Here is a 13,182-nt window from a genome sequence, read left to right on the forward strand (position 1 = left end):
AGTGGGCCGAATGTCCTGGACCAGCCAGAACCCCGAAGTTCCTGACGACCCCCGCGCGGCCGGTCCCGGTTTCGCGGATTGGAGCGGCCTCCCGCCGCCGGCCCGCGCCGAGGCCGCCGCGGCCTGCGCGGCCTGGGCGCCGGAGGTTCAGGCCCGCTTCGGCTGCTTCGTCGCGCTTGGCACCGCCGAAACGGACGCCGCCGGCCCGCTGGCCGGCCTGCCCTACGCTGCCAAGGACATGTTCGACAGCGTCGGGCGCTCCCCCGGCTGCGGCCTTCCCGCTGCCGCGGACGACGCGTCAGGCCCGGCCCCGCGGCGTGCGGCGGCGGTGCTGGAACGGCTCGACGGGGCCGGGGCGCGGCGGGTCGGCTTCACCACCATGACGGCGCTGGCCTACGAGCCGTCCGGCGTGGGCAAGGCGCTCAACCCCTGGAACCGCGACATCGTCCCCGGCGGCTCCTCCGCCGGGTCGGCGGTCGCGGTGGCGGCCGGGGCGGTGTTCGCCGCTCTGGGATCGGACACCGCCGGGTCGCTGCGCATCCCGGCGCAGGCCTGCGGAATCACCGCCTGGAAGCCGACCTTCGGCGTGGTGCCGGTCACCGGCGCGATGACTCTGGCCCCCAGCCTCGACACCATCGGGCTTCTGGCGCGCAGCGCGCGCGACATCCAATTGATGGCGCCCGTTCTGGCGACGGATAGGACGTTCCCGTCCGAGCCGCCGGCCGGCGTCGCTCTCCTCTCCGACGCGGTCGAGGCGTCCGAGGCGCCGATCCGGGCGGCCTGCCGCGACGGCTCGGAGGCCATCGCCGCCTGCGGCGTCACCTTGGAGCAACGACCGGGCCTGCCGACCATCGAAGCGCTGTCCGACCCCCTGTTTCTCATTCTTCAGGCCGAGGCGGCGGCCCAGCATGGCGGGCTAGCCCTCGCCGCGCGGGAGCCGACCCTCGCCCGGCGGCTCGCCAAGGGCCTGGACATCGCGCCGGACCGCCTCGCGGCGGCCAAGGCGGCGCTGGCCGAGGCCACGGCACCCGTCCTGGACAGCCTGTTCGGCGCGGCCGGCGCCCTCCTGCTGCCGGTCATGCCGATCCGCACGCCGCCGGTCGCGGTGGCCGACCCAGCCTCCCCGGACTTCCACGCGGCGACGCTCTACCGGCTCAGCGCCTACACCCGCTTCGTCAACGCCCTCGGCCTGCCGGCGGTCGCCGTGCCGGTCGGGTTCGACGACCGCGGGATGCCGGTGGCGCTCCAGATCGTCGGCCGCCCCGGAACGGACGCCGCTCTGCTGGCGCTGGCCGCCGCGCTGCAGGCGCGGACCGGCTGGCACCGGCGGCGGCCAACCGAGATCACCGATTTTCCCAGTCCTCTTGCACAGCGTGGCTCATGACCCGATCCGAACCCGCAAAAGCTCTTGAGCACATCCGAGTCCTGGATCTCACGCGCGTGCGCGCCGGCCCGACCTGCTGCCGCGTGCTCGCCGACTTCGGGGCCGACGTCATCAAGGTCGAGGCGCCGCCGGGCGTCGACCGCAACGAGGGGATGAGCGGCCCCCGGCACGGCTACGACATGCTGAACCTGCACCGCAACAAGCGGTCGCTGTCGCTCAACCTCCGCACCCCGCAGGGCCGCGACCTGTTCCTGGAGCTGGTGCGCACGGCCGACGTGGTGGTCGAGAACTACCGGCCCGACGTGAAGGACCGGCTCGGCATCGGCTACGACGCGCTGAAGGCGGTGAATCCGCGGATCATCCTGGCCTCGATCTCCGGCTACGGCCAGACCGGCCCCTACCGCGAGCGCGCCGGCTTCGACCAGATCGCCCAGGGCATGGGCGGGCTGATGAGCGTGACCGGGCTTCCCGGCCAGGGACCGGTCCGGGCCGGCATCGCGGTCGCCGACAGCGCCTCCGGCCTCTACGCCGCCATCGGCATCCTGGTCGCCCTGTCGGAACGCGACCGCTCCGGCGAGGGGCAGTGGGTCCAGACCTCGCTTCTGGAGTCCCAGATCGCCCTGATGGATTTCCAGGCGGCGCGCTATCTGGTGGAGGGCGAGGTCCCGCAGCCGGCGGGCAACGACCACCCCTATTCGACCCCCATGGGCGTGATGGCGACGGCCGACGGCCACTTGAACATCGGCGTCGGCGGCGACGGCCAGTGGCAGTCCTTCTGCCGGGCCATCGAGCGCGAGGATCTCGCCAACGCCCCCGAGTTCGCCACGCAGGAGCAGCGCTTCCGCAACCGCCCGACGCTCAAGCCGCTGCTGGAGGAGGTGTTCCGCACCCGCAAGACCGCGGAATGGCTGGCGCGGCTGGAGGAGGAAGGGGTTCCGGCGGGGCCGATCTACCGCATGGACGAGGTCTTCGCCGACCCGCAGGTCGGGCATCTCGGCATCGCCGTGCCCTGCGAGCATCCCGCGCGCGGCGCCATGCGCCTCGTCGGGCAGCCGGTCGGCCTGTCGCGCACCCCGGCCCGCATCGAACGGCCCGCCCCCGACGCGGGCGAGCACACGGCGGAGGTGCTGGGCGCCATCGGCCTGTCCGCGGCGGACGTCGCCGCCCTCAAGGCACAGGGGATCGTCTGATGGCCGAGCAGGAACCGGGCGCGGTTGGCGGCGTGGTGGGGCTTGACGTGTCCGGCGGAATCGCCCGCTTGACGCTCGACCAGCCCCGGCGGCTCAACGCGATGACGCTGGAGATGTGGCGCTCCCTGCCCGAGCGCATCGGCCGCGCCGTGGCCGACCCCGCGGTCCGTGTCCTGCTGGTCCGGGGTGCTGGGGAGCGCGCCTTCTCCGCCGGGGCCGACATTTCCGAATTCGGCACCGTCCGCGCCGACGCGGCCCAGGCCGCCGCTTACGAGGAGGCGGTGTCGGCGGCGACCGAGGCGCTCCTCAACGCCCCGGTGCCCACGGTCGCGGCCATCCGCGGCATCTGTTTCGGCGGCGGGCTGGAACTGGCGCTGTGCTGCGACCTGCGGCTCAGCGACGACGGCGCGCGCTTCCGCATGCCGGGGGCCCGGCTCGGCCTCGGCTACGGCTTCCCCCTGGTGCGCCTTGTGGTGCAACGGATGGGCGCCGCGGCGGCCGCCGACCTGCTGTTCAGCGCGCGCATCGTGACGGCGGACGAGGCGGCGAGCCTCGGCATCGTCCAGCGCGTGGCCGCCGCGTCCGCCTTCGACGGCGCTGTGGAGGACTATATCGGCCTGATCGCCGGAAACGCGCCGCTGACGCTGCGCGCGGCGAAACGGGCCATGCTGGAAGCGTTGCGGACCGACGGTCCCGCCGACGTGGAAGCGGTGGACGCGCTCGTCGCCCGCTGCTTCGCCAGCGCCGATTACGCGGAGGGGCGTGCCGCCTTCGCGCAAAAAAGAGAACCCGGGTTTAAGGGAGAGTAAGGCGGAGGATCGACCCCACGGGGCGGCGAACCATAAACAGGGAGACAAGTCATGAACTGGAAGCATCTGGGTCTCAACACCATCGGCGCGGTCATCGCCGGATGTCTGGCCTTGTCGCCCGCCGCGCGCGCGGCGGAACCCGCTCCCCTGCCGAAGCCGGTCGAGCTGACGGTGGGCTATCAGAAGGTGGGCCATCTCGCCCCGGTGGTGATGATCACCGACGACCTCAAGAAGCTCGGGGTCGAGCTGAAGACGGTCGAGTTCGCCCGCTACGCCGACGCGCGCACGGCGCTGCTCGCCGGCTCCCTCGACATGGCCACGGTCGGACCGGCCGACCTCGCGATCTCGCTGGCCCAGGGCGCCACCGACATGGTCGGCGTGATGGGCGTCGGCAGTTCCCCGAAATACGTGATCGGCCGCAAGGGCGTGAAGCTCGACAGCTGGGACGACCTGAAGGGCAAGAAGGTCGCCATCGCCCCCGGTTCGGCGGTGTGGTTCCAGTTCGCCGCGACCCTGACCGAGAAGAACATCCCCTACAACAGCTTCCAGGCCGTGAACATCCAGGGCGGCGGCGCCAACTTCGATCAGGCCCTGCAGCGCGGCGAGGTCGACGCCATCGTCACCTGGGAGCCCTTCGAATCCATCCCCGTGATGGAAGGCTACGGCTTCTTCGCCAAGAATCTCGAATACAGCCAGTCCAAGTCGGTCGGCGCGGAACTCGGCATGCTGGCCGCCAACCGCAAGTCGATGGCCGAGAAGCGCCCCGCCATGGAGCGCTTCGTCTGGGCCTATCTGCAGGCGCAGAAGAAGCTCGCCGCCTCGCCGGAGGAGTTCACCAAGGCCTACGCGTCGCTGACCGGCCTCGACACCAAGCTCGCCGCCGAGGCGTCCAAGGTGATCGAGCTTGGCTCCGTCACCACCGTCGACCAGATCAAGCGTCAGGCCAAGGCCTTCAACGAGCTGGGCGTCATTCCGAAGGACGTGTCGGGCGACATCGAGAAGTACTGGGACGCCTCCTTCGTCGAGAAGGCGCAGTGACACGGCAAGCCGCCGCCCGCTCCGGCGGGCGGCCTTCCGACCGCGTGGCGGCCGACAAGAATGGCGGAGGACTGAAGTGATGAATGACGCGCCCGCAAGAGCTCTGGACGCGGCCCCCGTGCCGGCGGCTCCGAAGGTGAAGAGCCGGGGCCTGTTCCCGGCGGGCCGGACCGGGGCGGCGATGCGCGCGGCGCTGCTGCCCATCCTGGTGATCGCGGCGTGGCAGCTCGCGGGATCGGGCGGCTCGCTGGCCGGCGGGGTCCTGCCGACGCCCGACCGGGTCTGGGACGCCTGGGTCGTCTGGGCCTTCGGCCCGCAGGGCATGGGCCTCAACCCCTACAGCGGCACTTGGCTGAGCAACGTGCTGTTCTCGTCGATGCGCGTCGCGCAGGGCTTCGTGCTCGCCATGGCCATCGGCATCCCGGCGGGCGTCATGATCGGCTGGAGCCGCGCCGTGTCCGGCACGGTGGACCCGACGATCCAGCTTCTCCGCCCCATCCCCATCACCGCGTGGCTGCCCTTCTCCATCGCCGTGTTCGGCATCCAGGACATGGGCGCGATCTTCCTGATCGCTCTCGGCGGTTTCTACCCGATCGTGGTGAACGCCACGCACGGCGCCCGCGACGTCGACCGCAACTGGATCCGGGCGGCCGAGATGATGGGGGCCAGCCGCTTCGACGTGCTGCGTCGCGTGGTCCTGCCGGCGGCGCTGCCGGCCATTTTCACGGGCCTGCGCATCGGCCTGGGCATCGCCTGGACGGCGGTCATCGTCTCCGAGATGGTCGCGGTCAAGTCGGGGCTCGGCTACGTGCTGTGGGACGCCTACTACGTCGGCCGCATGGACGTGGTCATCGCCGACATGCTGTCGATCGGGGCCATGGGCCTGCTGAGCGACCGCCTGATCGTGACCGTCGAGCATTGGGCCCTGCGCTGGCGCCGGCTCCAATCCGCCTCGCGCTGAGGCGAACACCGGTTCGCCTCGCACTGATATCGCCTCATTCGCCGGCGGGCTTCGGCCGCACAGGCGGCCGGGACCGCCGTCGCGGTCCAAAGCGGATCACGATCCGCTTTAAAGGACGGAGACACACATGGGCACCATACGTTTCCGCGAGGTCGTCAAGACCTATCCCGGCAAGCAGCCGGTCATCGCGCTCGACCGCGTCAATCTCGACATCGGCGAGGGCGAGTTCGTCGCCCTGCTCGGCCCCTCGGGCTGCGGCAAGTCCACCCTGCTCAACCTCATCGCCGGCTTCGAGGAGATGACCTCCGGCGCGCTGTCCTTCAACGGCGGCACGGTCGACAGCCCCGGCCCGGAACGCGCCGTCGTTTTCCAGGAGGCGGCCCTGCTGCCCTGGCTGACGGTGGAGCAGAACATTGCCTTCGGACCGAGCGTCCAGAAGCGCCCGCGCGCCGAATACGAGCCGAAGATCCGCGAGTTGCTCCGCCTCGTCGGGCTGGAGCGCTTCGCCCACTCCCTGCCCTCACAGCTCTCCGGCGGCATGCGCCAGCGCGTCGGCATCGCCCGCGCCCTGGTCATGGACCCCAAGGCGCTGCTGATGGACGAGCCGTTCGGCGCGCTCGACGCCCAGACGCGCATGAGCATGCAGCAGCTTCTCCTCGACGTCTGGCAGTCGCTCGGCACCACGGTGCTGTTCGTCACCCACGACATCGACGAGGCGATCCTGCTCGCCGACCGCATCTGCATCATGTCGGCCCGGCCGGGGCGGATCACCCGCGAGATCACCGTGGACCTGCCTCGGCCCCGCTCGGTGGACCAGCTCACCGACCCGGCCTTCATCCGGCACAAGGCCGCCATCATGGCCGAGATGCGCGAAGCCCAGAAGGAACACGCATGACCAACCCCCGGATCAGCTACCGCCTGTCCGACGCGCGGCCGGCGCTGCCCGACTTCCAGGGGCGGCGGATCATCGCCCATCTGGTCGTCAACGTGGAGAACTGGCGCTTCGACGAGGCGATGCCGCGCACCATCATCACCCCGCCCCACGGGCGGGAGACGGTGCCGGACGTGCCGAACTTCAGCTGGGCGGACTACGGCATGCGCAGCGGCCTGCCGCGCATCCTGAAACTGTTCCGGGACCGCGGCGTGCCGGCCTCGACCAGCTTGAACGCCGGCGTCATCGACGCATACCCGCAGGCCGCCGAGGCCATGCTCGCCGCCGGCTGGGAGTTCATCGGCCATGGCATGCACCAGAAGGCGATCAACCACGCCGGCGACGGCGAGGAGGCGCTGATCGAGGCGGCGCTGGACCGCATCGAGCGCTTCACCGGCACGCGCCCGCGCGGCTGGCTGAGCCCCGGCCTGCGCGAAACGGTGCAGACGCCCGACCTGCTGCGCCGCCAGGGCATCGACCACGTGTTCGACTGGGTGGTCGACGACCTGCCGAGCTGGATGCGCACCGCCCACGGCCCGCTGCTCGCCATGCCCTACAACCTGGAGATCAACGACTCCATCGTCTACGCCATCGAGAAGCACGCGACGGGCGAGATGCTGAGCCGGCTCGGCCACACCCTGCGGCTGTTCGAGCAGGAATGCGAGGCGAACCCGCGCGTCCTGGCCATCGGCCTGCACCCGCATCTGATCGCGGTGCCGCACCGGCTGCACGAGCTGGAGGCCATGCTGGACCTGCTGCAGGCCTCGCCGCACGTCGCCTTCGCCACCGGCCCGCAGATCGCGGACTGGTACGCGGCGGCAGAACCGGCAACCGACCAAGCGGAGGGCTGAGCAATGGACTTGAACCTGTCCGGCAAGCGGGTCCTCGTCACCGGGGGCTCAAAAGGCATCGGGCTCGCCTGCGCCGAGGCCTTCGCCGCCGAGGGCGCCCTGCCCGTCCTGGTCGCCCGCGACGCGGCGGCGCTGGAGACGGCGGCGGCGGGCATCCGCGCGCGTCACGGCGTGGCGGTCGAGACGATGGCCGCCGACCTTGCGAACGGTGAGGCCCGCGAACGCCTCGCTGCGGCGCTTCCCGACATCGACGTGCTGGTCAACAACGCCGGGGCGATCCCCGGCGGCAGCGTCCTCGACCTCGGCATGGCCGAATGGGAAGCGGCGTGGCAGCTGAAGGTCTTCGGCTACATCCACATGACGAAGCTGTTCGTCGAGGCGATGCGGAAGCGCGGCGGCGGCACCATCGTCAACGTCATCGGCATGATGGGCATGACGCCGCGCTGGGACTACGCCTGCGGCTCGGCGGGCAACGCGGCGCTGATCGCCTTCACCCAGGCGGTGGGCGCCCGCAGCACCGACTGGAACGTCCGCGTCTTCGGGGTGAACCCCTCGGCGACGCGCACCGACCGGGTCGCGGCGGTCTACCGCAAGCGCGCCAAGACGCGCTTCGACGACGAGGAACGCTGGGCCGAAGCCCTGGGCGATCTTCCCTTCGGGCGCCTCGCCGAACCGACAGAGATCGCCTCCCTGGTCACGCTTCTCAGCTCGCCGCGCGTCGCCTACCTGTCGGGCGCGGTGGTCGACATGGACGGCGGCGGACGCTTCCGCTGATCCGGATCGCGCGACGGCCCTTCCCGGTCATGCCGGCCAGTCAAAACGGATGGGCCGCGTGCGATCGCAGCCGCTCGGTCAACGCCTCCGCCAGTTGGGCGACGGCGGGCTCCCAGTCGCCGGGGCCGGGCTGGTGGAACAGCCGGAGCGTCGGGTACCAGGGGCTGTCCGCACGGTGTTCGAGCCAGCGCCAGCAGCCGGAGAACCGCGACAGCACCCACACCGGCAGGCCCAGCCCACCGGCCAGATGGGCCACCGACGTGTCCACCGTGACGATCAGGTCCAGACAGCGCATCAGCGCCGCCGTGTCCGCGAAATCCGTCACCGCGTCCATCGGGTCGATCAGGTCCATGCCGGGCGGCGGCTCCTTGGCCTGCTCCGCGGGGGTGCCCTTCTGCAGGCTGACGAACAGAACGTCCCCGGCGGCGGCCAGCGGCGCCAGGGCGGCCAGGGTCAGGCTGCGCCGCCGGTCAACCGCGTTGGCCTTGGGGCTGTGCGGGCGCGGGTCGCCGGACCACACGAGCCCGACCTTGAGCCGCCCGTCCGCGGGCAGGCGCGCCCGCCAGTGCTCCACCTCCGCCGGATCGGCGGTCAGGTAGGGGACCGCCGTGGGGATGCTGCCAAGCTCCGTTCCGAAGGCGCGCGGCAGGCTGAGCAGCGGGCAGTGGAACTCCGTCGCCGGCAACCCGCCGTACAGGTCGTACACCCCCTCCAGCCCGGGAAGGCGCTCCATCAGGCGCCGCAGGCCGTTGTGCACGGCCAGATGGACGCGGCCGCCCCGCGCCGCCACCAGCGGGGCGTAGCGCGCGAACTGCAGCGTGTCGCCATGCCCCTGCTCGGCGTGCAGCAGGATGGTGCGTCCCTCCAGCGGTTCGCCGGTCCACAGCCGGCCGGGCGCTTTGGGAACGGGAATCTCGCCGATCCGCCAGCGTTCCTCGTAATGCTCCCACCCTTCGCGCAGGCGGCCGCTGGTCAGCAGGACCAGCGACAGGTTGAAGCGGGCCTGGGCGCTCCCCGGGTCGCGGTCGATGAGCGTGCGGAAGCCGGCTTCGGCCTCCTCCAAGCGTCGCAGGTCCAGGCACAACACGGACAGCGCGTTGAGGGCGGCGCCATGGTCCGGCACCAGCGTCAGGGCGCGGCGGCACAGCGTCTCCGCCGTCCGGAAATCCGCCAGCCCGGCCGCCGAGGCGCGGATCGTCTCGCCCATGTTGGCGTAGGCCACCGGATGCTCGGGGGAGAGCGCCACCGCGCGCCGGTAATGATCCAGGGCCTGGGCGGTGTCGCCGCGCTCCTGCAGGGCGCTGCCGGCGTTGTTCCAGGGGTCGGGGTAGCCGGGGCGGAGCTGGATGGCCCGGCGGTACTGGCGCCCCGCCTCCTCGCGACGGCGCAGCCCGAGCAGCGCCCCACCGCAGTTGTTGAGCGCCTCCGGGAAATCAGGAGCGAGGGCGAGCGCCCGTTGCAGCATCGGCAGGGCGGCGGCGTGCCCGCCGCCCTTCAGGCACAGGTCGGCGCGCTCGCGCCACGCCGGCGCCGACTCCGGGGCGAGGCGCAGGACGCGCCCGAGCAGCCGTTCGGCCAAATCCCGCTCGCCGCGCCGGCCGGCCAGCCGCGCGGCGTGGCCCAGCGCCTCCGCGTCGGCGGGGGCCAGCGCCAGCACCCGTTGGGCGGCCCGCTCGGCCACGGTGGCCGCGCCCTGCTCCAGCGCCGCCTGGGTGAGGCCGCGCCAGGCGTCGGGCAGGCCGGGCGACAGACGCACCGCCCGACGGGCCAGACGGACGCCGTCGCCCGGCTGGCCGGCGGCGACCGACAGCTTGGTGAGGTTGACCCACGGCTCGGCATAGCCGGGGTCGAGCATGGTCGCCTGACGGTAGGAGCGGCCGGCGGCCTCGGACCGGTCGGCGGAGCGGTGTCGCTCGCCCAGCGAGTTGCGGAAGACCGCGCGCGCCGGCTCGACGGCGACGGCACGGTCGAGCCAGCGCCCGGCCTCCTCACGATCGCCGCCCCGGTCATCACCGGCCAGAGCTGTCAGCCCGAGAAGATGCAGCGCGTCGCCCCGCGCCGGATCGGCGGCGAGCGCCCGGCGGTAGCCGCCCGCAGCCTCCGCCAAGCGGCCGGAGCGGTGGGCGGCGAGCGCCGCCGTCAGCCCCGCGCCCAACGGGTCCGGCGCCCGTTCCGCCACCCGTTGCGTCGCCTGCCGGGTGTCCGGTCCCGGCAGGGCTCCGCGCTCGGCGGCCAGAGCGGCCAGAGCGGCGGCCAGCCGGGCGATGGGCGGCTCCCAGACGCCCGGCTCGTCCTGGTAGAACAGGCGCATGGTCGGGTACCAGGGGCTGTCCTCGCGGTGACCGAGCCAGCGCCAGCAGGCGTCGAAGCGCGACAGCACCCACACCGGCTTGCCCAGCCCGCCCGCCAGATGGCAGACCGAGGTGTCCACCGTCACCACCAGATCCAACTCGTCGATGAAGGCCGCGGTGTCGGCGAAGTCGCGGATGTGGCCGGTCCAGTCGACCACCGCCATCCCCGGCGGCGGCGCCTTGGCCTGGGCGCCGGCCTCGCCGATCTGCAGGCTGTAGAAGGCAACGCCCGGGATGCCGGCCAGCGGGGCCAGGGCATCGAGCGTCAGGCTGCGCCGCCGATCGACCGAGTTGGCCTTCATGTCGCCCTTGCGCGGTTCGCCCGCCCAGACGAGGCCGACCTTCAGCCGCCGCTCGCCGGCCAGCCGCTCCCGCCACGCCGGGCGGTCGGCCGCGCTGGCGCGCAGGTAGGGCATGGCGGCGGGGATGCTCTCCAGCCGGGTGCCGACCAGCCGGGGCAGGCTGAGCAGCGGCGCGCACAGGTCGCAGGCCGGCGGTTCCTCGTCCATGCCATGCACGGCGGTGACGCCGGGGGTGTTGGCGAGCAGCCGCTTCAGCAACGGCTGGACATGCAGGACCACGCGCCCGCCGCGCTCGGCCAGCAGGGTGGCATAGCGGACGAAATGCAGGGTGTCGCCGTGCCCCTGCTCGGCGGTCAGCAGGATGCTGCGGCCGTTCAGCGGGCCGCCGTCCCAGGCCGGGGCGTGGCTCGGGTAGCTCGCCCCCCACATCGACCAGCGCGCCTCGTAAAGCGACCAGCCGCGGGCGAAATCGCCCCGCTGCAGCAGCGACATCGACAGGTTGAAGCGGGCGACGGTGCTGGTGGGGTCCAGATGCAGGACGCGCAGGCTCCAGCGGACGCTCTCGTCGCCGCCGTTCCCGGCGTGCAGGAGCAGGGCGGCGTTGGTCAGGACGCCGGGGTTTCCCGGGTCCAGGGCCAGGGCGCGCCGGATCGCGGCGGTGCCGCGCCGGAAGTCGCCCATCATCATCCAGGTCAGGGCATCCTGCGCGTCCGCCGCCGACGCCATCGGGTCGATGCGGCGGCAGCGCGACGATGCCAGCAGGGCTCCGTCGGAATCGCCGGCGTGCATCAGCCCGGACGCCAGCTGGCCCAGGACCTCGGCCCCGCCGGGTGCCAGCGCGACGGCGCGGCGCAGCGCCTCCTGGCCGCGGCGGGCTTCCTTGATCTCGCACAGGGCGATGCCGTGGGCGGCCTGGAGACCGGCGTTGCCGGGATCGGACAGCACCGCCCGGCGCAGCAGCCGGACCATCGCCTCCGGCTGGTTCAGGGGCTGGAGCAGCATCGCCAGATTGCGCCATCCCATCGCGAAGGCCGGGTCGGCGATCAGGGCACGGGCGGCGAGGTGCCGCGCCCCGCGTCCCGTGCCCTGATCCTGCATCATCAGCGCGAAGGCCGTCAGCGCCCTGGGATAGTCCGGACGCAGCCGCAGGGCCCGCGTGAAGGCGATGGATGCCCGCCCCTTCCGCCCGGTCAGGCGCAGCGATTCGGCGAGATTGTGCATCGCCTGCGCCCGGTCCGGCGCCAGAAGCATGACGCGGGCGAAGCAGCGCGCGGCGCGACCGTGGCGCCCGTCGGTGAGCGCGAGGCCGCCCAGCCGCAGCCACGCCTCCTCGTTGGTCCCGTCGGTGGCCAGGATGCCGCGCAGCACCGCCTCGGCGGCGGCGGGACGACCGGACCGTTCAAGCCGGATCGCCTCGGCGACGGGGCTGGCGAGGACGGCGGAACGACCGGGAATGGAGGAGAGCGGCATGGCGGCGGTTCGCGGCTGGAGGGTCTCGATCGGCGAACCTGGAGTACAGCACATCCACCGCCGCCAACGCACGCGGCTTCGCGGCCCCGCCGCCCCGGAAAACGGCGGGGCCGCGAACCGTAGTTGTGGTCAGCCGCGCGAGCGCCGCTCCCGCCACAGCAGGGCCAGCGTCACCACCAGGCCGGTGGCGAGCACCGCCACCGCCGGCGACGGCGCCCAGCCGAGCAGCCCGGCCAGGTCCCGGATGGCGGCGGACACGCCCTGCGCCTGGGCCGCCACGCCCTGCGCCTGCCCGGCGAGGTCCTGCACCTGCTGGGTCACCTGCAGCACCGGGCCCAGCGCCTCGGCCACCACGCCGAGTGAGCCGCCGACCGCCAGCGTCCCTGCGGCGGCGCGGACGGCGGCGGTCGTGACGGACGGCACCGCCGGCTCCACCGCCTGGGCCATCGGGCCGTCGTTGAGGGCGCTCCGCCAGTCCGCCCCGCGGAACAGCAGCTCCTCGGCGCGCCGGCGCCGCACAAGACCGGGCAGCAGCCGGCCACCGCCATAGACCCAGGCGCCGAACGCGCTGGCGGCCCCCTCGGCGTCGCCGGCGTTCAGCTTGCGCAGCAGGGTGGACGGCTTGCCGCTGCGCAGACGGACGAAGCCGTCCCTCCCCGGGTCCTTGCCCTTTTTGGCCCGGCCCGGCCCGACGTTGAAGACGAAGTCGATCAGCGCGGCCCGTTGCCCGTCGGTCAGGGGAACGGTCACCGCGCCGTCGACCAGCGAGGCCGCCTCGGCCAGATCGTCGGCCAGCAGGCGCTCGGCCCGTTCGGTGGTGACGGCGTCGCCGGGGGCGACATCGCGGGTGTGGCCGTACCCGATGGTCCACACACCGGCGGGGCAGCGGTAGGCGGTTCGGGACAAGCCCTCGAAATGGCGGGCCAGATCGAACGCGGCGGGCGGCGGTGCCGCCCGGACGGTGGAGGGCGGCGAAGCCGCAAGGAGGGTGGTCATGGTCGCTCCTGCGAAGGGTCGGGACGGTTCCACACCGTTCACGACAAGCACGGCCGAAAACGACGACGCCCGCCGCGGCGGAGCCGGGCGGGCGCAGTTCGGGCGTTGATGCCCGTAGTAAGGAT

At 72.8% G+C, this 13,182-nt stretch carries 10 protein-coding genes; 8 read left to right on the plus strand and 2 right to left on the minus strand.

Translation table 11 applies throughout. The features are described 5' to 3' along the window. Positions 1–10 precede the first annotated feature (10 nt). The 8 genes from ACWPN5_RS29400 (at position 11) to ACWPN5_RS29435 (ending at position 7,938) form a co-directional block, all read left to right on the plus strand. On the plus strand, positions 11–1,384 hold the full coding sequence (locus ACWPN5_RS29400) for an amidase family protein (RefSeq protein ID WP_492299012.1): 1,374 nt from the start codon (positions 11–13) through the stop codon (positions 1,382–1,384). Further along, positions 1,381–2,574, plus strand: coding sequence for a CaiB/BaiF CoA transferase family protein (locus ACWPN5_RS29405; RefSeq protein ID WP_492299013.1), 1,194 nt, complete (start codon positions 1,381–1,383; stop codon positions 2,572–2,574). Before ACWPN5_RS29400 ends, ACWPN5_RS29405 begins: the two co-directional genes overlap by 4 nt. Then, the gene (locus ACWPN5_RS29410) at positions 2,574–3,383 is read left to right on the plus strand and encodes an enoyl-CoA hydratase (RefSeq protein ID WP_492299015.1); all 810 of its coding nucleotides are present in this window, start codon (positions 2,574–2,576) and stop codon (positions 3,381–3,383) included. The genes ACWPN5_RS29405 and ACWPN5_RS29410 overlap by 1 nt, the downstream gene beginning before the upstream one ends. Positions 3,384–3,434: 51 nt before the next feature. Beyond that, positions 3,435–4,421 carry an ABC transporter substrate-binding protein gene (locus ACWPN5_RS29415; RefSeq protein ID WP_137106917.1) on the plus strand — a complete coding sequence of 329 codons (987 nt, stop codon included), beginning with the start codon at positions 3,435–3,437 and terminating at the stop codon, positions 4,419–4,421. Positions 4,422–4,500: 79 nt separating this feature from the next. Then, positions 4,501–5,382, plus strand: a complete 882-nt coding sequence (locus ACWPN5_RS29420; RefSeq protein WP_172428375.1) for an ABC transporter permease — start codon at positions 4,501–4,503, stop codon at positions 5,380–5,382. Between the two features lie 127 nt (positions 5,383–5,509). Then, a complete protein-coding gene (locus tag ACWPN5_RS29425) occupies positions 5,510–6,277 on the plus strand; it encodes an ABC transporter ATP-binding protein (RefSeq protein ID WP_040137559.1) in 768 nt (255 codons plus the stop codon). Further along, positions 6,274–7,164 carry a polysaccharide deacetylase family protein gene (locus ACWPN5_RS29430; protein WP_492299018.1) on the plus strand — a complete coding sequence of 297 codons (891 nt, stop codon included), beginning with the start codon at positions 6,274–6,276 and terminating at the stop codon, positions 7,162–7,164. The genes ACWPN5_RS29425 and ACWPN5_RS29430 overlap by 4 nt, the downstream gene beginning before the upstream one ends. 3 nt (positions 7,165–7,167) lie before the next feature. Then, complete coding sequence (locus ACWPN5_RS29435; protein WP_492299020.1) at positions 7,168–7,938, plus strand: short-chain dehydrogenase/reductase; 771 nt, start codon at positions 7,168–7,170, stop codon at positions 7,936–7,938. Positions 7,939–7,978: 40 nt separating this feature from the next. On the opposite strand, the gene ACWPN5_RS29440 is transcribed toward ACWPN5_RS29435, so the two are convergent. Next, positions 7,979–12,061, minus strand: coding sequence for a tetratricopeptide repeat protein (locus ACWPN5_RS29440; RefSeq protein WP_492299022.1), 4,083 nt, complete (start codon positions 12,059–12,061; stop codon positions 7,979–7,981). 129 nt (positions 12,062–12,190) lie between these two features. Then, positions 12,191–13,057, minus strand: a complete 867-nt coding sequence (locus ACWPN5_RS29445) for a lysozyme (protein ID WP_492299024.1) — start codon at positions 13,055–13,057, stop codon at positions 12,191–12,193. Positions 13,058–13,182: the final 125 nt, after the last annotated feature.

It is taken from the genome of Azospirillum sp. UENF 211521, from assembly GCF_058780535.1.